The organism is Mesoterricola sp. MK458 (assembly GCF_055384935.1).
Genome location: NZ_AP045075.1, coordinates 4,302,454 through 4,324,503, shown reverse-complemented (window position 1 = coordinate 4,324,503; position 22,050 = coordinate 4,302,454). Strand labels below are relative to the sequence as shown.

Annotated in this window: 16 protein-coding genes; 10 read left to right on the top strand and 6 right to left on the bottom strand. The window is 69.3% G+C overall.

The window, feature by feature from the left end; genetic code table 11:
* Positions 1-64: 64 nt before the first annotated feature.
* The gene (locus ACZ5LB_RS18940) at positions 65-1,048 is read right to left on the bottom strand and encodes a GGDEF domain-containing protein (protein ID WP_464603762.1); all 984 of its coding nucleotides are present in this window, start codon (positions 1,046-1,048) and stop codon (positions 65-67) included.
* Positions 1,049-1,151: 103 nt separating this feature from the next.
* Here ACZ5LB_RS18940 and ACZ5LB_RS18935 point away from each other — a divergent pair, with 103 nt between their 5' ends.
* The gene (locus ACZ5LB_RS18935) at positions 1,152-1,883 is read left to right on the top strand and encodes an SHOCT domain-containing protein (protein ID WP_464603761.1); all 732 of its coding nucleotides are present in this window, start codon (positions 1,152-1,154) and stop codon (positions 1,881-1,883) included.
* Here the strand turns inward: ACZ5LB_RS18935 and ACZ5LB_RS18930 are convergent.
* Positions 1,880-2,644 (bottom strand): M23 family metallopeptidase, encoded by a 765-nt coding sequence (locus ACZ5LB_RS18930; RefSeq protein WP_464603760.1) that lies wholly within the window; start codon positions 2,642-2,644, stop codon positions 1,880-1,882. The genes ACZ5LB_RS18935 and ACZ5LB_RS18930 overlap by 4 nt on opposite strands.
* Positions 2,645-2,734: 90 nt before the next feature.
* Between ACZ5LB_RS18930 and ACZ5LB_RS18925 the strand changes: the two genes are divergently transcribed.
* From ACZ5LB_RS18925 to ACZ5LB_RS18890, 8 genes are all read left to right on the top strand, one after another.
* Positions 2,735-4,423, top strand: coding sequence for an ABC transporter substrate-binding protein (locus ACZ5LB_RS18925; RefSeq protein ID WP_464603759.1), 1,689 nt, complete (start codon positions 2,735-2,737; stop codon positions 4,421-4,423).
* Complete coding sequence (locus tag ACZ5LB_RS18920) at positions 4,420-5,289, top strand: ABC transporter permease subunit (RefSeq protein WP_464603758.1); 870 nt, start codon at positions 4,420-4,422, stop codon at positions 5,287-5,289. The genes ACZ5LB_RS18925 and ACZ5LB_RS18920 overlap by 4 nt, the downstream gene beginning before the upstream one ends.
* Positions 5,286-6,068 carry an ABC transporter permease gene (locus ACZ5LB_RS18915; RefSeq protein ID WP_464603757.1) on the top strand — a complete coding sequence of 261 codons (783 nt, stop codon included), beginning with the start codon at positions 5,286-5,288 and terminating at the stop codon, positions 6,066-6,068. The genes ACZ5LB_RS18920 and ACZ5LB_RS18915 overlap by 4 nt, the downstream gene beginning before the upstream one ends.
* The gene (locus tag ACZ5LB_RS18910; protein WP_464603756.1) at positions 6,065-7,000 is read left to right on the top strand and encodes an ABC transporter ATP-binding protein; all 936 of its coding nucleotides are present in this window, start codon (positions 6,065-6,067) and stop codon (positions 6,998-7,000) included. Before ACZ5LB_RS18915 ends, ACZ5LB_RS18910 begins: the two co-directional genes overlap by 4 nt.
* Positions 6,997-7,752 carry an ABC transporter ATP-binding protein gene (locus ACZ5LB_RS18905; protein WP_464603755.1) on the top strand — a complete coding sequence of 252 codons (756 nt, stop codon included), beginning with the start codon at positions 6,997-6,999 and terminating at the stop codon, positions 7,750-7,752. The genes ACZ5LB_RS18910 and ACZ5LB_RS18905 overlap by 4 nt, the downstream gene beginning before the upstream one ends.
* Positions 7,753-7,919: 167 nt before the next feature.
* A complete protein-coding gene (locus ACZ5LB_RS18900) occupies positions 7,920-10,202 on the top strand; it encodes a cadherin-like beta sandwich domain-containing protein (protein ID WP_464603754.1) in 2,283 nt (760 codons plus the stop codon).
* A 10-nt stretch (positions 10,203-10,212) separates the two neighbouring features.
* Positions 10,213-12,330, top strand: a complete 2,118-nt coding sequence (locus ACZ5LB_RS18895; RefSeq protein ID WP_464603753.1) for a S8 family peptidase — start codon at positions 10,213-10,215, stop codon at positions 12,328-12,330.
* 77 nt (positions 12,331-12,407) lie between these two features.
* Positions 12,408-12,971 carry a hypothetical protein gene (locus ACZ5LB_RS18890; protein ID WP_464603752.1) on the top strand — a complete coding sequence of 188 codons (564 nt, stop codon included), beginning with the start codon at positions 12,408-12,410 and terminating at the stop codon, positions 12,969-12,971.
* Here the strand turns inward: ACZ5LB_RS18890 and ACZ5LB_RS18885 are convergent.
* Entirely contained in the window at positions 12,954-14,618 is a 1,665-nt protein-coding gene (locus ACZ5LB_RS18885; protein WP_464603751.1) for a DUF2813 domain-containing protein, read from the bottom strand. The two genes, ACZ5LB_RS18890 and ACZ5LB_RS18885, sit on opposite strands and share 18 nt — an antisense overlap.
* A gap of 211 nt (positions 14,619-14,829) precedes the next feature.
* Here ACZ5LB_RS18885 and ACZ5LB_RS18880 point away from each other — a divergent pair, with 211 nt between their 5' ends.
* A complete protein-coding gene (locus ACZ5LB_RS18880; RefSeq protein WP_464603750.1) occupies positions 14,830-15,273 on the top strand; it encodes a hypothetical protein in 444 nt (147 codons plus the stop codon).
* Positions 15,274-15,287: 14 nt separating this feature from the next.
* On the opposite strand, the gene ACZ5LB_RS18875 is transcribed toward ACZ5LB_RS18880, so the two are convergent.
* The 3 genes from ACZ5LB_RS18875 to ACZ5LB_RS18865 form a co-directional block, all read right to left on the bottom strand.
* Positions 15,288-16,874 (bottom strand): methyl-accepting chemotaxis protein, encoded by a 1,587-nt coding sequence (locus tag ACZ5LB_RS18875; RefSeq protein ID WP_464603748.1) that lies wholly within the window; start codon positions 16,872-16,874, stop codon positions 15,288-15,290.
* 73 nt (positions 16,875-16,947) lie between these two features.
* The gene (locus ACZ5LB_RS18870; RefSeq protein ID WP_464603747.1) at positions 16,948-21,444 is read right to left on the bottom strand and encodes a pilus assembly protein; all 4,497 of its coding nucleotides are present in this window, start codon (positions 21,442-21,444) and stop codon (positions 16,948-16,950) included.
* A gap of 18 nt (positions 21,445-21,462) precedes the next feature.
* Positions 21,463-22,047, bottom strand: a complete 585-nt coding sequence (locus ACZ5LB_RS18865) for a PilX N-terminal domain-containing pilus assembly protein (protein ID WP_464603746.1) — start codon at positions 22,045-22,047, stop codon at positions 21,463-21,465.
* Positions 22,048-22,050 lie beyond the last annotated feature (3 nt).

Below are 22,050 nucleotides of genomic sequence, written 5' to 3'. Positions count from 1 at the left end.
TCAGCGTAATTGTTTTTTACCTAAACATTCCCACATACTTGATTCAGCCAAAATCCCCAAGGCCTCAGCCATTTGCCGCCTGCGGCCAGACAAACCCCGGCTCCGAACACAGCACGTCCACGAGCCCATGCGCCCGGGCCCAGGCCAGATCCAACGATTCCATCCCCCGCAACGGCTCCGGGTCGGCCTCGGGCTTGAAGACCGCCCCCACGTACCGGTCCCGCCCGCTTCGCTTGGCCGCGGCGAGGCACTGCTCGGCGATGGCCATGCCCTGTTCCCAGGTGCCCAGGTCCGGCCCCAGGGGCAGCATGGGCAGGGCCGTGAACCCGATGGACACGCGCTTGCGGATCTTGTCCCCGCTGGGCAACTGGAAGGTCAGGTCCCGCACGGCGGCCAGGAGGTTCCGGGCCACGGTGGGGGCGCCGGAGCGCCGCGCCCGCCGGGCCACCACCAGGAAGGTCCCGCCCTCCCAGCGCACCCGGAAATCGGTCTTGCGGGTGATGCCCTTGAGGGCCTGGCCCAGCTGGCAGAGCACCGCGTCCCCCGCGGCCTGGCCCCAGGTATCGTTGACCTGCTTGAAGTAGTCCAGATCCATCAGGTACAGCAGGATGTCCTCCCGGGCCTCGGACGGGTCCCTGCCGGCTGCCTGCATCTCCTGGTATGCCCGCCGGGCCTGCTGGGCGTCCATGGCCAGGGAATGGTCCAGGAACCGCCGGTTGTGCAGGCCGGTGAGGGGGTCCACCAGGCTGGCCGCCTCGAGAGCCCGGTTGGTCGCCTCCAGGGCCTTGGCGTTGTCCTCGATCTGGCGCTCCAGGGTGCTATTCCGATCGAACAGCCGACGGATCCGCCACTGGAGCCAGAAGACCGAGAGACCCAGGCCGGCCAGCCCCGCCAAAAGCAGGAACCAGGTGAGCCACCACGCCGACAGACCCGGCCCTTCCCCTCCCGGGGGCGCGAAGGCAAGGACGAGAATGGGCAGGTTCAGGGGGGCACCCCCGGGGAGGCAGGGCAGGTGGAGGTCGAGGCGACAGGTACCGCCTGCCCCCATTAGATGGCATTTGACCGGGTGGGATCCAGCCTTTCTCGCGCACCGGGCAGGATTCTGCGGCCGCCATTGTGGGGTAGGATCGAGAAATCCCGAGGTTGCCCCCATGAGATATCTTCCCGCCGCCCTGGCCCTGATGCTGATTCCGGCCGTCCACGCCGCGCCGCGCCGCACCTGGGACTTCGGGAACCTCAGCTACGTGAGGCGGACCCCCGCCGAGAAGGGGGCCTCCGCCAACACCCATCCCATGACGGTGGACCCCGCGGCCCTGGCCCAGGCCCTGGGCGGGGTCCGCTACGCCGACGGCGGCAAGGACGCCCCCCTGTTCATCCCGGCGGAAGCCGAAGCCATGGCCAAGGCCCTGTCGGAAGCCATGGCCGCGGCGGGTCCCGGGGAGGACCTCGTGGTCCTGAGCACCCTCAGGCGCGATGGCGGCTTCTTCGCCGAAAACCTCGGCGTGACGGCGCGGGTCTTCGCCACGGGCGGCAGGCTCAACCTCATCGTCCACGACACCCGCCTGGACTTCGTCTACGCCTACAACCTGGACAACCGGCTGCCCTCCTTCGACTACGGGTCCCGGACCCGGCCCGGCTCCGCCGTCCTGAAGGCCCCCGGCGCCGAGTCCCCCCGGGCGGACTGGCTCGTCCTGTCCCTGGCGGATGCAGCACCCCGGCTCGCAGCCGCGGCGCCCGCCCCCAAGGCCGCCGCCCCGGTCCCCGCCAGCGTCGAGGAGCGCCTGCGCGGCCTCAAGCGCTTCCGGGAGCAGGACCTGATCACGGAAGACGAATACACCCGGCAGAAGCAGGAGCTCCTGAAGGAATACACCAAGGGCAACTAGAGGAAGAGCCGCGGGTCCACCCGGGCGTTGTTCAGGCTCAGGGACCAGTGCAGGTGCGGGCCCGTGGCGCGCCCCGTACTGCCCACCCGCCCCAGGGGCTCGCCGGCCTTGAGCACCTGCCCTTCCTTCACCAGCACCTTGGACAGGTGCGCGAACAGGCTCACCACGCCCTCGCCGTGGGCGAGGTAGACCGCGTTGCCGCTGAAGAAGAAGTCCCCCGTGAGCACGACCACCCCCGCGGCCGGGGCCCGCACCACCTGGCCCGCCGGGGCCTTGATGTCCAGGCCGGAGTGGGGCGACCGGGGCTCGCCGTTGAAGATCCGGCGCATGCCGAACGAGGCCGTCAGGGCCCCGGGGGTGGGGCGCAGGAACTTCAGCGTGGGTTCGAACCCCTCGGGCCAGGCCGCCCAGGCGGGTTTGGCGAGGGCCCCCTCCCGGGCGATGCGGGCCTCGTCCTCGGGCGAGGGGTTCACCCGGCGCTCGTCCTTGAGGGTGACGCGCTGTTCGGGGTAGCGCTTGGCCTTGATGGTGAAGGGCACGGGGGTGCCCTCCGCGTCCAGGGTGTCGCGGCCGGGCTTGGCCGAGAGGGGGATGCCCACCACCGCCTCCCACCCGCGGGCGCCCTTGCGCACCAGCACGCGCTCGCCATGGTAGGCGGCCCGGGGCCCCGGAACCGGGACCCGGACCACCCCTCCGGGCACGGGCGAGGCCTTGAAGGGCGCGGCGGCCAGCATGACGGGGAGGAGCAGGGACGGGAACATGCCTGAACCCTAGCACAGGTCGGGGGCCGTCTCACGCGCCCCCGGGGCCGCATCCATGGCGGCCGCCATTCCGGTTAGTCTGGAGGCCGCATGATCCCTCCACCGCGCACACCCTGGTTCACCCTGGGCCTCTGCGGCCTCCTGGCGCTGGGCCTGGCCGCGGGCCGGCACATCGCGCGCCCCCGCTACACCCAGCCGGCCCGGGTGGAGGACGCCGTCCTGCGCATCGCCATCAACCTCACCCCCAACACCCTCGACTGGAACCTGAGCAGCGACTTCAGCCCGCCCAACTACACCGTCGCCCGGGCCACCATGCGGGGGCTCTACACCTGGAACGCCTCCCAGGACCTGGTGCTGGACGTGGCCGCCTCCTGCGCCCTGGACGACCCGAAGCGCCCGGTGGAATACACCTTCCGCCTGCGGGACGACGTCTTCTGGTCCGACGGCGCCCCCCTTTGCGCCGAGGACTTCGTCCTGGGCTGGCGCCGCGCCCTGGAGGGGAAGGAGAGCAAGTACTTCAGCGACATCGTGGGCGTCCGGGACTACCTGGCCCTTCCTCCGGGCCCCCCGCGCGCCGCCGCCCTGGCCCGGGTGGGATTCCGCGCCCTGGACGCCCGCATCTTCCAGGTCCGCCTCGCGGCGCCCCGCACCTACTTCCCCGGCTACCTGGCGGGCGTCTACGCCTTCTGCCCCGCCCCTTCCCACCGGCTCCGGGGCCTCACCGAGGACCAGATCCGGGCGTACTACCGGCGCACCGGGAACGGCGACCCCCTGGCCCTGGGGCCCTACCGAATCCGGGAATGGAACCGCCTGGACGAGAGCATCGACCTGGTGGCCAACCCCCACTACCCCGCCCTTCCCGGCCGGGTGCCCCGGGTGGTCCTGTTCCCCTCGGACCTGGCCACCCTGCTGTACGACCAGGGCCGGGTGGACTTCAACTTCCTGGACGACGGCCCCTCCACCTTCAAGCACCCCGCCGACCGCCGCCAGGCCGCGCTCTGGAGCACCTTCTGGATGGGCATGAGCACGGAGCTCCTGCCGCTGGAGGTGCGCCGGGCCATCGCCATGGCCCTGGACCGCACCGCCCTGGGCGACCACGTGCTGCCCCGGTTCCGTGCGGCCTCCCAGCTCCTGCCCGAAGGGTTTCCCGGGAGGCTCCGGGACGGGGACCCGCGGCTGAAGGCCCTGCCCCCCTTGAACCGGGACGAGGCCCGGCGCCTGGTGGCGCGGGCCGGCTGGACCGGCCGGGAACTCACCCTGGTCTACCACGAGAACGGCACCTTCCTGCCCGAGGCCGCCCTGGCCGAGGGCGTGCGGGTCCAGCTGGCGGAGGTGGGCCTGCGGGTGCGGCTCCTGGGCACCCGCTCCATGACCGCCGAGATGCTCACCCATGACCGACGGGCCCGCCACGCGCTGCACTTCCGCCGCACCGGCGCCGACTTCCCGCACCCCCAGGAATTCCTCCTGCCCTTCACCTACGGCGGGGACCCCGCCCAGGACAACGCCAGCTACACCGGCTTCGAGACCGGCGGCGCGGGCCCCGCCTACCGCCGCTTCGAACGCGAGGCCCAGGCCACCGCCGAGGTGGACGCCTCGGCCCTGGCGGACCGCGCCTGGGAGGCCCAGCGCATCCTCCTGGCCGAGGAGGCCGTCCTGGTGCCCCTCTTCTACCCGGACCGCTATTTCCGCACCCGGCCCTGGCTGCGGGAGCTGACCATCGACCCGTTCAACTTCATCGACTTCACCCGGCTCACCTGCAGCCTTCCGGTGAAGCCGTGAGGTTCCGGTTCCTGCGCGACCTGGCGATCATCCCCATCGTCGCGTTCCTGGTGCAGGCCCTGGTGGTGCGCCTTCCCGTGCCGGTCAGCGACGACGCCAAGCGCCCCCAGGTGGTCTCCCTCCAGGCACAGATGGAGCGGGACCTGGGCAAGGGCCGGGCCCTGGGGTTCCTGCGGCCCTGGGTCAAGCTCGCGCGCGGCGAGCCCCTGGGCAACGACCAGCAGGGGTTCGACATCCGCGACCTGGCCGCGGCCCTGGGCAGCAGTCTTCGCATCGGGATCATGGGGCTGGCGCTCTCCCTGGGCTGGGCCTACCTCTACGCCTGGTTCCGGGTGCGCACCCGCAACCCCCTGGACCGGCGCACCCTGGAGCTCCTGCCGGACCTGATCTACGCCACGCCTCCCTTCTTCTTCGCGCTGGTCCTGGCCATCCCCCTGGGCACCCACCTGGCCGGGTCCCGGCTGCCCTTCGAGGCCGCCGCCGCCCTGGCCACGGCGCTGCCGGCCGCGGCGTTCTTCGGGCAGGTGCTCCACGATGCCCTGGCCCACGAGATGGCCCGGCCCTATGTCCTCACCGCCCGGGCCAAGGGCCTCTCCGACGACCGGGTCATCTGGCGCCACGCCATGCCCAACGCCACCCTGGTCCTCCTGGACGGCGCGGTGCCCAAGGTGACCCTGCTCCTCACCGGCAGCTTCATCGCCGAACGGGTCTTCAACATCCACGGATTCGGCTACCTCTACGTCTACGCCGCCGAGCAGCGCCAGGCCGCCCTGGTGGTGGTGGGAACGACCGTGTTCGCCGCCCTGCTGGTCCTGGTGTCCATGGCCGCCCAGGCCGTGCGCTCCTGGCTGGATCCCCGGCCATGACTCCGCGCGCCAAGGGCCTCGCGGGCCTCTCCCTCCTCCTGTTCCTGCTGGCGCTGTCGGCCCTGCCGCGCTGGATCCAGGCCTGTCCATTCGGAATGGACCTGGAGTTCCCCACGCGCACCGTCTGCGAACGCGCCCTGGGCGGCCTGGGCCGGTCCATGGCCCTGGCCGGAGGGGTGGCGGGCCTCACCACCGCCCTGGGCATCCTGCTGGCCCTGGCCGCGGCCCAGGCGAAAGGTCCCGTGGACTTCGCCATCACCCGGCTCTCGGAGTTCTTCTTCGCCCTGCCCGACATCCTGGTGCTGATCACCATGGCCTTCCTGCTCAAGACCGCCCGGGACCTGGGGTTCATGGACCCCGACCCCACCCTGGCGGTGGGCACCTCCCTGTCGGTGATCGGCTGGGCCGTGCCCGCGCTGATGTTCCGCGCCCGGCTCCAGGCCCTGGGCGAGGCCGAGTTCGTGGCCGCCAGCCGCGCCCTGGGCGCGGGCGAGACCTGGATCCTCGTGCGCCACCTGCTGCCCCGGATGAAGGGTTTCGTCCTCGCGGTCTTCCTGCTCCGGGTGCCGGCGGTGATCTTCATGGAATCCACCATCAGCTTCCTGGGCTTCGGCCTGCCGCCCACGACGCCCAGCCTGGGCACGTACGTGGGAAGCAACTACCGCAACCTGATCCTGGGCGAGTGGCGCATCGTCCTGCCGGTGTGGGGGCTGCTCCTGCTCATCGCGGTGGGCTTCTCCCTCCTGGGCAAGGCCCTGCTGGCCGGGGAGGAGGCGTGACCGCCGTCCTGGAAGCCCGGGACCTGGGCATCGCGCTGGCCGGCGGGAACCCGCTCGTGGAGCGGCTCTCCTTCGACCTCACGGCGGGACGCACCCTGGGCCTGGTGGGCGAGAGCGGCTCGGGCAAGAGCCTGACGGCCCAGGCGCTCCTGGGCCTGCTTCCCGGGGACCGCTTCGAGGTGACCGGCAGCCTGCGCATCCTGGGCGAGGCGCCCCGGGACTGGGCGCGCCTTCGCGGCAAGGTCATCGCCATGGTCTTCCAGGAGCCACGCCTGGCGCTCAACCCGCGCATGGAGGTGGGCCGGCAGATCGCCGAGGCGCTGGAGCTCCACCGGGGTATGGGGCGCACGGAGGCCCGGCGGGAGGCGGCGCGCTGGCTGGACCGGGTCGGCATCGCTTCCGCGCGCGCCGCGGACCGCCCCGCGACGTTTTCCGGCGGCATGCTCCAGCGCATCTGCATCGCCATGGCCCTGGCCGCGGGCCCCCGGATCCTCGTGGCCGATGAGCCCACCACCGCCCTGGACACCACCGTCCAGGCCCAGGTGCTGGACCTGGTGGGCGATCTGCAGCGGGAGCTGGGTCTGGCGGTGCTTTTCATCACCCACGACCTGCCCCTGGCCGCCCAGCGCTGCGACGACCTGCTGGTGCTCTATGCCGGGCGCCCCATGGAGAGCGGCCCCACCGCCCGCGTCCTGCGCAGCCCCCGCCACCGCTACACCGAGGCGCTCATCGCCTGCGCCCGCTTCCCGGAGGAACCCGGCACGCCCCTGGCCGCCATCCCGGGCCAGGTCCCCCTGGTCACGCCGCCCTCCATCCCCCCCTGCGTCTTCGCCGACCGCTGCCGCTTCGCCCGGGAGGACTGCCTGGACCGGCCCTACACCTGGTTCCCCGAAGGCCACGCCTGTTTCCACCCCTGCGGGGAGGCCCCATGATCCTCCTGGAAGCCAGGGGCGTCCACAAGGCCTACCAGGGCCGCCCGGTCCTGGCCGGCGTCGCCCTGGCCCTGGAGGAGGGCCGCACCCTGGGCCTGGTGGGCGAAAGCGGCTCGGGCAAGACCACCTTCGGCCGCATCCTCATGGGCCTGGAACGCCCCGACGCCGGCGAGGTCCTCTACCGCGGCGCGCCCATGCCCCCGCCGCGGACTGCGGCCTGGCGCGCCCTGCGCCGGAAGATCCAGGCCGTCCACCAGGACCCCGCCGCCGTGCTCAACCCCGGGTGGACCGTCCAGGAGGTGCTGGAGGAACCCTTCCGCGTCCACGGCATGCCCCGGGCCGAACGCCGCGCCAGGATCCCCGCCCTCCTGGACCAGGTGGGCCTGCCCGGGGCCGTGGCCCCGCGCCGCCCCGGCGAACTCAGCGGCGGGCAGAAGCAGCGGGTGGTCATCGCCCGCGCCCTCTCCCTGGAACCCGATCTGCTGTTCGCCGACGAACCGGTCTCGGCCCTGGACACCTCCGTGCAGGCCCAGATCCTCAACTTGCTCCTGGAGCTTCGCCGGGAACGGGGCATGGCCATGGTGATCGTCTCCCACGACATCGGCGTGGTGCGCCACATGGCGGAGCGCACCCTGGTGCTGCGGGACGGCGCCATCGTGGAGGAGGGCCCTTCGCAGGCCGTCTTCGACCACCCGGAACATCCCTTCACCCGGGCGCTGGTGGAGGCCCTTCCAAGGCTGGGCGGCGCGTAGGCGGAACCGGCAAACCATGATGATTCAGGGGCTTGGGAGCCCCGGCGGGGGCGCCTTAACATAAATTAACAATCGATTCGACAGGCCTTGCTAGGTGTCAGGTCGAAATTTTGAAATACTCGATCATCAACCCAAACCCACGAACCTACCCCTCAGGAGGCCTGCCAATGCCCTTTTCTTTTTCAAACCGGGTCGCCGCATTCGGTGCCCTCGCCATCATCAGCATGGTCGGTACAGGCTGTTCGTCCAGCCGGTCCAAGGATTCGGATAACAGGCTGACCTCCCTGGTCGTTTCCGCCGGGGCCATCACTCCCGCATTCTCCGACAGCGCGGACGCCTACCGCCTCACCGTGGCCAACGCGGTGGTTTCCACGACCGTCACCCCCACCGCGGCCAAGTCCAACGCCACCATCACCGTGATGGGCGCGGTCGTGGTCAGCGGCCAGGCCTCCGCCGCCATCCCGCTCAACACCGGCACCAACATCATCCCCGTGGAGGTCATCGCCGAGAACGGCGCCCGCCGCGTCACCACCATCACCGTCACCCGCCTGAAGAACAGCGACGCCAGCCTGGCCAGCCTCTCCACCTCCAAAGGCATCCTCACCCCCGCGGCCAGTCCGAGCGTCCATACCTACACCATGGACATCTACTCCGGCCAGACCAGCCTCACCGTGACGCCGACGCCCACCCACCCCCTGGCCACCGTCCAGGTCAACGGCGTGACCGTGACCCCGGGCACCGCTTCCCAGCCCATCCCCCTGGCGGTGGGCAGCACGGCCATCACCGTGGACGTCACCGCGGAGGACGGCACCCTCTCCAGCAACACCATCACCGTGAAGGAACTTGCGCCCTCGACCCCCGTCACCGTGCTGGATTCCTCCAACGGCACCGCGGTCAAGAGCGCCCTGCTGACCCTGATGAACCCCGCCGGCGACGTGCTGGAGGACGCCATCCCGGTGGACGCCAGCGGAAACGCGATGCTCAGCCTGGATCCCCAGGCCAAGTATTCCATCCTCGCCAAGGGCACCGGCACGGCCCAGGACGCCCGGGTGAATTTCGACCCCACCCGCGAAGCGCGGGCGGACCTCTACTGCCACAGCCTGGGGATGACCAACTTCCCCGCGTCGGCGCCCCAGATCACCGAGGTCTCCTACTCCGCCGACGGGACCACCTGGACGCCCATCCTGGCCAACCAGTTCTCCGATGTCCTGGCCAACATCAACTACCTCAAGGTCACCGTCCTCGGCAGGTCCGGCGTGAGCCCCACCGCCTGGTCGGGCTTCGGCATCGGCGTCAACTACGACCGGAACGCCTGGAGCTATGACTACTTCGCGCCCATGGCGACCGAAGAGAACTCCGTTCCCGTCACGGTGAACGGCCTCCCCTTCTACCGCACCACGTCCACCTTCTATCTGGACTATTACGCCAACCCCGTGGCCGGCACCGTCCACAGCATCGACGTGGTCGCCTACGACGTGGCCAACAACCGCACCGAGCAGAAGGTCTACTTCACCGTCACCGACGCCGTGCCCGTGGCCGCCGATCCCGACATCTCGGCCGTGACGCCCACCAACGTCTTCAACGTGCTCTACACCTACGGCCTCACCCGCGACATCTACGCCGTCACCCCGGTGGACGACAAGGCCATCACGTACATTCCCCTCGTCCAGTTCAACGTGGGTTCGGGAGCCACCGCCCCGGGCATCCGCGGCTTCGAACTCTACCGCTCGGCGGACGGTACCAATTTCACCAAGGTGAAAACCCACCAGTACGGCTACCTCAACAAGGGCAGCAACGGCATCTACTCCTGCTACGACCTGGACCCCACCCTCAAGGAAGGCGTCGTCTACAGCTACAAGGTCCGCGCATTCAACAGCAACCTCACCGCCAACAGCGGCTTCACCCCTGAATCCGCGGCAACGCCCAGCCAGTTCCTGCCCCCCTTCACGGTGGGCCTGTCCTCCCCGGCCATGAGCGCCATCACCACCACCCGGCAGCCCAAGTTCGAGTTCACGGTCTCCAACCCCGCCCTTTGGGACGCGGCGGTGTCCGACTACTTCTACTTCTACCTCTGGATCCGGGACAAGACCGGCTCCAGCGTCTTCGGCCAGGCCTACCGCTACAACTTCATCCTCGGCAGCTTCCAGAAGGTCGTCTCCGGGGCCTGGGCGACCACGTCCGTCGATTGCGCCATCTCCGAAGACCACACCAAGGTGAGCATCAACTTCCCCAACGCCACGACCCTGCAGCCGGGCGTCACCTACGAGTGGAGCATCTTCGGCACCAAGGGCAGCGCCAGCTACTCCACCAGCGACGCCAGCTACTTCCAGCGCTACACGCCTAACACCGGCACGCTGGGCAGGGCCCAGTCCTATGGCAGCACCTATGAGAAGAGCTACGGCGCCATCAACGGCTTCTTCACCCTCACCCTCGACCCCAGCGCCCAGTAGGATGGTGACCATGAAAATTTCCCGAATCGCCTGTCTCCTCACCTTTGCCCTGGGTCTCGGCCTCCTGGGCACCGGCTGTTCCCGGTCCGACGTGGGCGCGCCCGCGTCCAGGACCCCTTCGGGGACGGCCCCCGGCACCACGGCGAACATGGCCGCGCCGGCCATCCAGTACGACTTCTACACGCCGACGTCCGAGGACAGCCTGAAGACGGACACGAACTACGGCTACCTCATCGCCAAGACCTCCCCCACCTTCCGGGAGGGCCTCTTCACGGCCCAGGGTCTCAAGGTGATCGGCAAGATCAGCAACAAGGGGTTCAACTACTACCACCTCTACCGCGAGTCCGGCGTCCTGGAGGCCATGGAGGACCTGAAGCGCACCTCCGGCGTCCTCTTCGTGGAACCTGACCTCCTGCTCACCCACAATGCCGGGTTCGCCTACGACAACCCGGATCCCCGGACCCTGTCCGAGGAATACTCCGTCTACATCACCAAGTGCAAGGAGGCCTGGGAGACCTACGGCTTCGGCCCCCACCGCCCCACCACCGCGGATATCGACACGGGCATCAACTTCTCCCATGAGGACCTCAAGGGGGTCGTGACCCACGCCTTCTCCTGGTACGACCTGGCCAACGGAGGCGCCCTCATCGACGGCACCGCGGACCACTCCGTGCAGCCCATCGACTACGTGGGTTCCACCACCGTCTTCAGCACCGACGGCAACGGTCACGGCAGCCACACCGGCGGCACCATCGCCGCCGTGGGCAACAACGGCAAGGGCGTGGCTGGCGTCTGCTGGAACACCGACCTGGTGAGCTACAAGGGCCTGGCCGATTCCGGTTCCGGCGGCTCCTGGGCCATCTACGGGTCCCTGTACCACCTCATCAATTGGAAGAAGGCCAACTACGACCACACCATCGCCGTGAACATGAGCCTGGGCGGCGCCGCCGCCTCCCAGTTCGCCATCGACATGGTGGAAGCCTGCGTGGAGAACAACGTCGTCATCGTCGCCTCCATGGGCAACACCGGCCAGAACATGGCCCAGTACCCGGCCGGCTACCAGGGCGTCATCGCCGTGGGCGCCACCACCGGCGCCGACAAGAAGGTGCACTTCTCCACCTCCGGCCGCAACATCTCCGTGACGGCCCCGGGCTACAACGTGATCTCCACCTACAACGGCGCCGAGGACGACTACGCCTCCGAGTCCGGAACGTCCATGTCCACGCCTTTCGTCACGGGCCTGGTCACCTACATGCTGACCTTCGCCCCCGACCTGAACGCCGCCCAGATCAAGACCTACCTGGAGAGCAACACCGACCTCATCGAGGGCGCCACGGGCTTCACCGAAACCAACGGCTGGGGCCGGGTCAACGTGCTCAAGACCATCGGCGCAGTGGTGGCCGACGTCAACGCGAACAAGGCGGCCGCGGCCAACTACATCAACGCCCGCCTGAAGGTGGCGGTCTCCAACACCTTCCAGGGCGGAACAACCGCCTTCTCGGGCGTGCCCGTCTACCTCTACAACTGCAACGAGACCGGCACCATCACCAACTACGTGGCCAGCAGCATCACCCTGTCCGACAGCGTCACCAAGGAAGTCGGCGTGGCCTTCTTCAACCTCCTCAAGCCCGGCTATTACGTGGCCAGGAGCAGCTATGGCGGAAACCCGGCCTCCACGCCGGTCTTCCAGGTCAAGGCGGGCGATACCTCCATCCCCGCCCAGACCATCCCCTACACCCTGCCCGTCTACTGGATCCAGACCTTCATGGACGCCGGCTCCACGGGTGCCGAGGACGACATCATCACCGTGTGGAACCAGGCTGGATCCAAGATTGCCACCGTTGACGTGGGCAACCTCGACAACGCCGGCCTGGTCCTCACGCCGCAGACCTACAAGTTCAGCGTGACCCCCTTCAATGCCTCCAGCATCGGCGAATACGCGCTCTACGTCTCGCCGACCTTCTACCCCGCGGCCACGGCCCCCGGCACCTTCGCCGCCCCGGACGCCACGGCTCTCCTGGGCAGCCAGAGCCACGCCACGGCCACGCCGCAGACCATCCTGCTCAACCAGCTCTACAACTGCAAGATGCCCACCACCGGCGACTTCTACTCGGTGGTGATTCCCTAGCAAACCGCAAGCCTGAGGGGGCGGGGCCGTGGCGCCCCGCCCCCTTTCCACGTACCTTGGATTCCCGAGGAGGCCCCATGACCCTGCTCCGCATGCTTCCCCTTGCCGCCTGCGTGGCCTTCGCCGCGCCCCCGAAACCCGCGCCACGCTGCGTCGATCCCACGGCCGTGACCGCCTTCACCACCGACCGGGAGTACCGGATCCTGCGCTACGCCGGCCATGCCTTCCCCTACCGCCTCGTGCGGGGCGTGCCGACCCTGCAGGAGCCTTCCGCCCCCGCCGGCTCCGGCCGCGTGCGCTGCGTGTCGAACCGGGGCCGGGGCCGGATCGCCTGGGCCGACCTGGCGCACCACCTCGCCCTCGCCGCCTGGCCCAAGGGCAAGACCACGCCCTTCATGGGCATCCTCTCCCGGACTTCGGGGCGCTGGGAACTCCTCGTCACGGAGATTACCGACGAAATGGCCCAGATCAGGGGCCTTCCCCTGGCGGGCTTTCCCGACGCCACCGCCCGCGAAGGACACGTCCTCATCATCGGCCACCTGGACGACACCCTCGAATCCGCGGACCAGCGCAACGAGGCCTACCTGGTGGTGGACCGCATGGAATGGATCGGGCCCAAGGGGTCAGGCCCGGCGTCGTAAAAGCCGGGGTTCCCCGGTCCCGGCGGGCATGGCCTTGTCGCGCAGCGTCCCGAAGAGCCGGCCCAGGAGGGCCGGGACCTGGGCGGCGCCGCGCCTTCCGGCCTCCTCCGCCACGTCCAGGGCCATGCCGGGCTTGGAGGATGCGCGCAGGGCCTGGTGGATCACCTCCGAGACGCCCGCGCCTTCGGCCACGGGGCCCGCGGCCCGGCGGAAGACGTCCTCGAAGCCCTCCCGCCACAGGAAGTGCTCCAGGTCGGTGTCCGGCAGCACCGTGACGTGGCGGGCCTCGGAACGGCCATGGAGGAACCTGCGGGCCTTGGACGCGTAGTGGCGCCCGGCCTCGTCGCCGTCGGCGATGACGTGCCAGGGGATGCCGAAGCGGTCCGCGAAGGCCAGGAGGGGACCCAGCCCCGCCTGGGCGAAGGGCACGCAATGGATGCCCTCCAGGGGGAAGCCGAGGCCCCAGACCCGGGCGAGCTCCGGAAGCAGCCAGGATTCCGTCTCCCCTTCCACCAGGAGCCAGACCCGCGCGAACAGCGTGTCCGCGTGGTGCGTGCGCACGTGGAAGGCCACGCGCCGGGTGTCCTGGAGACCCAGGGCCGGCCCCTCCGGGTCCGGGAACACCGCGGTGTCGCTTTCGCGGCGCACCAGGCGCCGCAGGGCCCGCAGCGGAAAGCCCGCCATGAGGCCGCCGCTGGCCGTGGTGACCAGCTTCTGCAGCGGAAGCTGGGACACCAGGTTCCAGGCCGTGGCGAGCTGGATGGGGTGCAGGTGCGTCTCGGGGTCCTCCAGCACGAAGAGGGGCTGCGCCCCCCGTTCCGAAGGGGCCGAGGCCTCCGCCTGCAGCATGGCGCCCACCAAGGCCAGTAGGGCCACCTGGCGCATGCCGGCGCCGGCGTGCCGGGCGAGGTCCGCCAGGGAGTTGCCGTCCTGGAGCCCCAGGGGCGCGTCCGCGATGTCGGTGGCGCGGCGCAGGCCGTCGGCGCCGCCCTGGAGCGCCCGGAACAGCTCGGGCCTGCTCACCGCGACCCGCTTCAGGGCCTCCAGCCCCCGGGCCAGCTCCCCGGGGTGGACCTGGTGGGGCACGGAGAGCAGCCGCTGGAACACGCGCTCCACGGCCTTCTCGGGCTCCTCGTGCAGCTCCGGTTCCGCGCCCTGGGCCGGGGCCAGGATCCCATCCGCCAGGCGGAGCTCCCGGAACACGTAGAGGGGATGCTCCCGGCGCACCTGGTCGGCCAGGGCCTCCAGCACCTCCGGAGGCAGCGGGATCTCCCGGCCCCGGGCGTCCAGGAACAGCCGGCGGACCTTGAACCGGCTCCGGGAAAGGCGCCTCCCCGCCCACTGCGCCACCAGCCGGAAGGCGCCCGCCGGGTCCCGCCACCCCGCCGCCTCCAGATCCGGGTGGGGCTCTCCCGCGAAGGTCAGCGTGATGCTCATGCGCTTGGCGATGGTGGTGCGGTCGTTGGCGAGGCGGTGGAAATCCGCCTCGGAGAGGCCCCGGCTCCCCAGGGTGGCCTGCAGCGCCTCCACCAGGCTGGTCTTGCCCCAGGCGTTCTCCCCGAAGAGCACCGTCGCGTCCGGTTCCACCGCCAGGCGAAGGCGGGCGATGCCGCAGAAGTTCACGATCTCCAGTTGTTCCAGGTGCATGAAGGGAGAATGACCCACCGGCGCGCCGGAATCAAGGCGTCCGGGCGCCCGGAGCCCCGCCGGCCCTGGAATTCACAGACCCCCTTGCATTCGATTTTTTTTCGCCTAGCCTTTGACCAGGAGGGCTTCCCTCCTTTTCGCATCACCCGTTTGGCCCCGTTCGCCTAGATCCGGGCCCGTTCCGCCATTCAGAATCCCTTTGGAGTCCCTCGTGAGCACCCGCGGCCTGCTTTCCTTCCGCTTCAACGGTCAGGACTACGTCACCTACAACCACTCCGACAGCTACCCCAAGGGCCTGGGCGCCTGGGTCTGCGCCTTCGCCCAGGAACACCTGGGTTCCGAAACCGCCATCGAGGCCTTCGGCCACCGGATCCAGGCGCTGCAGTGGGTGGACAACCCCCGGGACAGGACGGCCACCCGGCTCCAGGGGCGCGACCTGCTGGAGGCCATCGCCCGGGGCGAAGTCCAGCGCGTCCCCCGGAACAACCGGGCCTTCGAACTGTGCCTGGACTGCGAATTCGCCTACATCCTGGACCTGGACGCGGGCCAGATGGAGTTCTGGGACCTGGTGGAAGGCGAACGCGCGGCGAGCTTCCCGCTGGAATGGCTAACCCCCCTCGCGGTGGACATCATGGAATGCGAGCGGCGCCATTGATGCCGGCGGTCCCCTCAGAGCTTGAACTTGTGCACCACGTTCCGGAGGCCCTCCGCCACCCGGGAAAGATCCTCGGACGTGCGGGAAACCTCGTGAACCGTGGCCGCCAGCTGCTGCGTCGCCGCGGCGTTCTGCACCAGGCGCTCGCTGGTCCGGACCATGCGCTGGCTCACGTCCGCGTTGGTGGCGGCCTGGGCCTGGCTCAGGTGGCCGATCTCCTGGATGCTGCCGGCGATGGCATTGATCCGGGTGCGGATGGTGTCCAGGTTCTCCAAGGTGACGCCCACGCCCTGCACACCCCCGTCCACGGCTTCCTGGGTGCGCAGGATCAGCTGCTCGATCTCCTGGGCCGAGGCCCGGGAACGCTCGGCCAGCTTGCGGACCTCCTCGGCCACCACCGCGAAGCCCTTGCCCATGGTGCCCGCCTTGGCGGCTTCGATGGCGGCGTTGAGGGAAAGGAGGTTGGTCTGGCGCGCGATCTCCTGGATGACCTGGATGGCCCGGACGATCTGGGAAGTGGCCTCCTGGATGGACTGCATGCCTTCGGAGGCGCGGCGCCCGGCCTCGGTGCCATTGGCGGTGTCCTGGACCGCGTCCCCGCTCTGGGCGCCGGTCTGGCGGCTGCGCTCGGCCATGGCCTCCACGTTGGTGCCCAGGCGCACCAGGGCGCTGGAGACCTCCTCGCCCGAAGTCCTCAGCTCCTCGCTGACCAGGGCGATCTCCTGCACGGCGCTGGCCATCTGGGACGAGGATGCGGCCAGTTCCGCGCTTCCCGAGGCCACCCGTTCCGCGAGGGCGTTCACCTCCAGGATCGTCGTGCGCAGGCTGCCGTTGTAGGCGTTGAAGGCCTCGGCAGCCTCGCCGATCTCGTCCCGGGACTGGATGCTGATCGGGCGGGAGAGGTCGCTCGTGCGGAGCCCTTCCACCAGCTGCCCCAGGGGGTTCACCAGGCGCCGGGCCAGGTTGACCGACAGCGCGAAGATCAGGATGGACACCACCAGGGTCGCGATACCGGTGCTCAGCACCACCCGGCCCACCTCCGCCTCCACGTCATCCACGTAGACCCCCGCCCCCAGGATCCAGCCCCAGGGCTCGTAGCGTTGGACGAAGGAGACCTTGGGATGGAGGCCGGGGAAGCCGGGCTTGGCCCAGGTGTATGCGTGGAACCCGCCCTCCGGGCTCTGGGCCGCGCGGTCCAGGTCCCGGAACAGCGCGACCAGGGCCGGTTCCAGCGTGTCCGTCTTCTTGCCGACCAGGGCCGCGTTGGGGTGGTAGACGATGGTGGGCCCGGGCGACTGGATCCAGAGGTAGTTCTTCCCGTCGAAGTGCATGGTCGCCAGGAGTTCCTTCGTCCGCTGCATGGCGAATTCCTGGGTGCGCCGCCCCGCGGCGACTTCCACCTGCTGGTTCTCCAGGATGCCCATGGCCAGGTGGACGACGCTCCGCACTTCGGAGCGCCGGGCCTCCATCACCGAGGTGCGAAGCCGCGGGAGGATGTGCACGGCGATGAGAAGAACGAAGAAGACCACGGGAAGGAGGCTGAGCAGGACGATCTTCCCGGAAAGGCGCCGGAGGCGCTCCCTGAGGTTGTAGAAGGCCATGGCATCTCCTCGACTGTCACGGGGGGGGACGGGGGATCGAGTCTAGCAGGAACCCGGCCTCTTCCGTTCCGGATCAGTGGATGACGCGCCAGGTGCGCATGCGGAAGCCGCGGTTGCTTTCCTGGTCCTTCACCGACTTGATGTCGGGCGTGTTGGCGCCCACCTGCTGGCTGAAGGAGCCGGTCTTGGCGCTCACGGCCCCGCCCTGCACCACCCGGTCCCCGGCGTCGGCGAGCTGGCTGCTCAGGGAGTTGAAGTAGAAGGCCAGGCCCGAACAGTCGTCGGCGCCCTTGTTGAGGGTGGTGATGTCGCCGACGGTGGAGCTGGCCTGCACCTGGGTATCCACCGCCAGGGGACGCATGATGTCGCATTCCCGGAAGGTGCGGGTGAAGGCATTGGAGGAGCAGCCGAAGCCCGAATTGCCGCTGATGTTGAAGATCGAGAAGAACAGCGTGCCCAGCTTGGTGAGCGGGCTCACCAGGATCTTGTCGTGGGTCACGCCGCCCACGGCGGACGGCAGGGACCCGTCCTTGAGGGTGTAGTAGTAGCCCGTCTTGTTCTTGAAGAGGTAGAGCGGATCACCGGGGGTGACCCGGGGGTCGCTGTAGGTGGTCGTCCAGGACCCGTACGTGATGGGCTGCAGGCTCGTGTCGGGGATGCCCGAGGTGTCGTAGCCCAGGTTGAGGCTGTCCTGCCGGTCGGCGAGGACCAGCATGCGGTTGAGGGCGGGCGGCGTCACCGACCCGTTGGTGGCGTAAGTTTCGGGCGCGTCCGTAGGGTTGTTGGAATCGCCGGAGCCGGCGCTCACCATGACGGTCAGCGGCCGGAGGGTCCGGGTGCTGCTGCCCGAGCTGTCGGCCACCGCCACCGGGTAGTTGCCGTCCAGCCGGAAGGCGTCCGGCCTCTGGGTGAAGCGCAGGTTGGCGTTGCTGTAGATGAACCGGGGCGTGGTGATCCAATTGCTCACGTTGCTCGAATCCAGCCGGAACGTGGCTTCGGTGGCCTTCAGGTTGGAATTCAGGGCCATCACGTTGCCCTTCATGTCGGTGAAGTACACCCGCTGGATGATGGGGAACGTGTTGAAGATGCTCACGCCGGTCACGCCCGCGGGGATGGATCCCACCGAGGTGCTGGCGGACCAGTCCCAGGTCTTGAGCGGGACGCCCGTGAACACATCCAGGGCCAGGATGGAACGCCCCATGCCCTCGGCGGCGGTGATGGCACCCGTGGCCCGGTAGGCGTCGTCCACCTGGGCGTTGGCGTAGCCCCCGGAGAGGAAGACCACGGCCTTCTGGGTGGAGATGGTCCCGTCGGTGGTCACGTAGGTGAACACGGGCACCGAGGTGCTCATGGCCATCTTCTTGACCACGGCGCTGGAGGAGGCCAACTGGGGATCCAGGACCCACTGGACCTTGAAGTTCTCGGGGGTCACCGAGCCGTCCGTGGCCGAGGACAGGCCCAGGGCGTAGTAGCTGCGGGCGCCCTTGCGCATGCCGAACACCACGATGGCGTTCTCGTACCCCAGGGACACGCGGCTGTCGCCGATGAGCTGGCCGGAAACGGGCTTGTCCTCCCAGAACAGGGCCGGGTCGCCGTCCACCAGGTAGCGGTGGGGCACGGTGTCCTCCACGTCCTGGTTGAGGAAGACCTCGTACATGGTGCCCAGCATGTCGGGCGGCACGAAGGCCCAGAGCTCCGCGGCCTTGGCGGTCACGACGCCGGCGGTGCTGTTGGCGGCCTCCATGAAGCAGTGCAGGAAGCCCTGGTTGGTGCCCACCAGGAGCAGCCGGGCGTGGGGGTCCGTGCCGCCGGGCCAGGTGAGGCCGGTGGGCAGGTTGCTGGGGCCCAGCTCGATGGCCAGGGGCGCGGAATTGATGATGTCCCCGAAGATGCCCACGCGGTTCTTGGAGGGGTCCGTGGCGGCCTTGCCGCAGTAGTAGTCGATGAAGGCCTGGACGGAGGCCGTGCGGGCGGTGCTGGAGGCGATGGATGCGGGGAACCGCCCCGCCGCGGCGAACTGCGTCACCAGGGTGCTCACCAGGGAGTTGTTGCTGGACTGGAACCGCACCTTGGTGGTGGTGCCCGGCGTCAGGGTCCAGATGATGCGGTTGCTCCAGGACGTGGTGGTGCCCGTCAGGGTGTTCTCGGGGTGCACGGTGGCGCCCAGGGGCAGGTCCGCGGGAACGTAGTTGCCGAAAATGTCGAAGGCGCTCCACAGGTGGTGGTCGTCGAAGTTGTTGAGGCCGCACTGGTAGGTGGGCCGGCCCTGCGCGTCCAGCACCGGGTCGCCGTTGGTGTCCAGGATCATCACGCAGCCGATGGTGCTTTCGCCCTGGTTGCCGTAGAAGGAGAAGACCTCGGTGTTGGTGGTGGTGTCGAGGGTCCGCTTGATGCCCACGGAGAAGAGGTTCCCGGTCCACGCCGGCTTGCGGCTGGTCTTGAAGATGCCGAAGTACGCCTGGGTGGTGGTCTTGGTGCCGGTGGTGGGCGTGGCCGGGGCGCTGAGGGCCGCGGCGCCGGAAACCATGTAGTTGGCCACGTCGTTGAGGTTGGCCTCCAGGGCCGAGGGGCTGCCGGAGGGGTAGTAGAAGACCTGGCCCCCGTCCAGCTTGGATTGGTCGGGATTGTTGCCCTTGGTGGGGCGCCAGCCGCCGTAGCCCAGGTCCGTGCGGGACGGATCGGCCCACTGGGCGATCTTGAAGAACTCGCCCTCGTAGGAACGCTGGTTGTGCGCGGAGTCGTAGTTCAGGTTGCCCGGCAGACCCACGCTCACGACCATGGTCTGGATGCCCGGGTTGGCGGCGGACCGCGCCCGTCCGGGGGACACCTCCCAGGCGGCGCCCCAGCTGCCGGAGTTGTTGGAGCTGTCGGCGAAGGCCGCGATGTCCGACAGGACCCCGGGATGGAAGTTGTCGGTGCCCGGCGTGAGGGTGCCGATCCCCGGGGCCTTGGCATAGGCGCCCGTGCCGCCCTTGTTGAGGCCGGAATTGCCGTTGGTGGTGTAGTTCTGGTAGGCCGCGGCCGCATCCTGGGAGATGCGCGTGGGCGAGCCGGTGTCGGTGGAATCCGTGAGGCCCAGGGTGGGGAAGATCACCACGTAGGTCTTGCCGGGGCACGAGGCGTTGGACGCCTCGAACACCGTGGAGTTCACCTCGATGCTGGCGCGGTAGTAGGTGTTGGCCAGGGCGTAGGCCCAGGGCTGGGGGGTGCGGGGATCCATGGGGCCGATGGGGGCGCTGTTGCCCGTGGCCGACACGGCGTCCATGGCGTCGTAGCTGGCCGGGGCGGAGGCGTATGTCTGGACCCACCCGGAGGGGCCCATGAGCTGGAGGCTGGTGCCGTTGGTGGTGAGGCCCCCGGAGGTGCCGTCCAGGCCGGAGACGAGCTTGCGCAGGAACCGGCGGTTGGCGACGCTGGTGTCGGCCCACAGCGTGCTCTGGCTTGGATTGGCCGTGATGGCGGTGGTGGGGGCGCCGCCCTCCTCCGAGAACCCGGGGTTGTCCACCCGCCCGTCAACGTAGCGGTAGATCCAGTTGAACTTGCCGTCCTTGCGCAGGAGCACGTCGATGCATGCGATCTTCTGGGCCTGGTACCGGGTGAGCACGGGCAGGCCATTGGCCCAGCCCATGGCCGGGGCGGACGCGGCCACGCCGGGCACCGTGGTGTTCTCGGTGGTGGCGGGGATGGCGTAGCCGCCGGGGGACGCGTAGTTCCCGCTGGTGGGGGCGGCGTTCCAGTCCACCCCGTTCAACCCGCGGACCAGCCTGCTGCCGTAGATCCAGCAGAGATAGTCCAGGGAATAGTAGAAGTTGCCCATGCCGGCGTACCCGGCCGGAATGTTCGCCAGGATCGCGCCGTTCACGGGGTTCACGGCGGTGTTGTGGGCTTCGGACCAGGGGTCGTACTGGATGGTGGTGTTTCCCGCCAGGCGCTTCTGGTAGTTGGTTACGGCCGTATTGGCGGGGGCCGAGGGCACCGTGCCCGAGGCCGCGTACGGGCTGTCCCACACCTGCGAGGGGCAGGGCAGATCGATGGAGCGGGTCGTGGAGCCGGTCCTGAGGGCGAAGCGCACATGGGTGATCTGGGCGATGGTGGCCGCCGCCGTACCCTGCCAGGTCACCACCGTCCCCGTGAAGGTCCCGTTGAAGTTGTAGGGCACGCCCGCGACGGGGACGCCGCCTTCGGAATAGAAGGTCTGGGTCTGGGCCCACTGGTACAGGTAGACGTTCACCGGGGTTCCCACGGGGGAGCCGGCGGCGGGCACCTTCAGCAGGAAGATGAAACCGTAGTCCTTCCCCGTCCTCTTCACCGTGAGGCCGGAAAGCGGCACCGCGTCCACCCACTTGTCGCGGCCGGAATAGGTGGAGTAGGTGCCCACCTCGTAGATGGCGCGGCTGCTGGTCATGAAGTCCAGGATGGTGATGAGCTGGCTGCGGCCCGCGTCGGTCTTGTACACGTCCAGCAGGTCCGTGCGCGTGAGGAGCTGGGGCTCCACCTGGGCGCGCAGGGGCAGGACGAGGCAGAGCAGGGAAAGCAGGACGGCGCTGGCGAAACGGTGCCTGGCGAGCATGACGGACCCCCGGGGTGCCTAGTTGATGTACTGAACGACGGATTCGCGGCGCGAAATGAAGGACTGGTTCGTGCCGGCGATGTTGGCCCGGCCCGTGGTCTGCAGGAGCCAGAGGCTCTGGCTGCTCTTGATGAGGCTGCTCTGGGTCGTGTTGCTCAGCTGGTAGGCGCCCAGGTAGCGCAGTTCCGCGTCGAAGGAAGGCTGGACGGCGGTGGACTGGAGGTAGGACGAGGTCGAGGGCGTCATGTTGCCCCCGATGGTGGCCCCGGTCAGGACCGTGCGCAGGGTTCCCGAGGTGTCGGTGTAGGCGCTGCGGTTCGTGTCCGAATAGATGGCCGCCAGGAGCGCCGTCATGCTGGCCTGGAGGCTCGCGGCGGCGGGGTCGGCGGTGGTGTTGGAATAGGGGCTCCCCCAGGTGAGGGTCCAGTCCATGGCCGAGTCGGCGGTCTCGAAGGCCTTGCGGCTCGTGGATTCGTTGCCGACGATGAGCATCTCCCGCAGGGACGCGCGGCTCATGCCCATGGAGGCCACCGTGACGACGCTCAGCAGGATCAGGGCCACGACGATGGAGATGCCGCCGGCTTCCTTGGGGTTCTCGCGCATGGT

Excerpts from the sequence above, each read along its gene's own strand:
- ACZ5LB_RS18940 (WP_464603762.1), bottom strand. The coding sequence starts at position 1,048 with ATGGGGGCAGGCGGTACCTGTCGCCTCGACCTCCACCTGCCCTGCCTC.
- ACZ5LB_RS18935 (WP_464603761.1), top strand. The coding sequence starts at position 1,152 with ATGAGATATCTTCCCGCCGCCCTGGCCCTGATGCTGATTCCGGCCGTC.
- ACZ5LB_RS18930 (WP_464603760.1), bottom strand. The coding sequence starts at position 2,644 with ATGTTCCCGTCCCTGCTCCTCCCCGTCATGCTGGCCGCCGCGCCCTTC.
- ACZ5LB_RS18925 (WP_464603759.1), top strand. The coding sequence starts at position 2,735 with ATGATCCCTCCACCGCGCACACCCTGGTTCACCCTGGGCCTCTGCGGC.
- ACZ5LB_RS18915 (WP_464603757.1), top strand. The coding sequence starts at position 5,286 with ATGACTCCGCGCGCCAAGGGCCTCGCGGGCCTCTCCCTCCTCCTGTTC.
- ACZ5LB_RS18905 (WP_464603755.1), top strand. The coding sequence starts at position 6,997 with ATGATCCTCCTGGAAGCCAGGGGCGTCCACAAGGCCTACCAGGGCCGC.
- ACZ5LB_RS18900 (WP_464603754.1), top strand. The coding sequence starts at position 7,920 with ATGCCCTTTTCTTTTTCAAACCGGGTCGCCGCATTCGGTGCCCTCGCC.
- ACZ5LB_RS18895 (WP_464603753.1), top strand. The coding sequence starts at position 10,213 with ATGAAAATTTCCCGAATCGCCTGTCTCCTCACCTTTGCCCTGGGTCTC.
- ACZ5LB_RS18890 (WP_464603752.1), top strand. The coding sequence starts at position 12,408 with ATGACCCTGCTCCGCATGCTTCCCCTTGCCGCCTGCGTGGCCTTCGCC.
- ACZ5LB_RS18885 (WP_464603751.1), bottom strand. The coding sequence starts at position 14,618 with ATGCACCTGGAACAACTGGAGATCGTGAACTTCTGCGGCATCGCCCGC.
- ACZ5LB_RS18875 (WP_464603748.1), bottom strand. The coding sequence starts at position 16,874 with ATGGCCTTCTACAACCTCAGGGAGCGCCTCCGGCGCCTTTCCGGGAAG.
- ACZ5LB_RS18870 (WP_464603747.1), bottom strand. The coding sequence starts at position 21,444 with ATGCTCGCCAGGCACCGTTTCGCCAGCGCCGTCCTGCTTTCCCTGCTC.
- ACZ5LB_RS18865 (WP_464603746.1), bottom strand. The coding sequence starts at position 22,047 with ATGCGCGAGAACCCCAAGGAAGCCGGCGGCATCTCCATCGTCGTGGCC.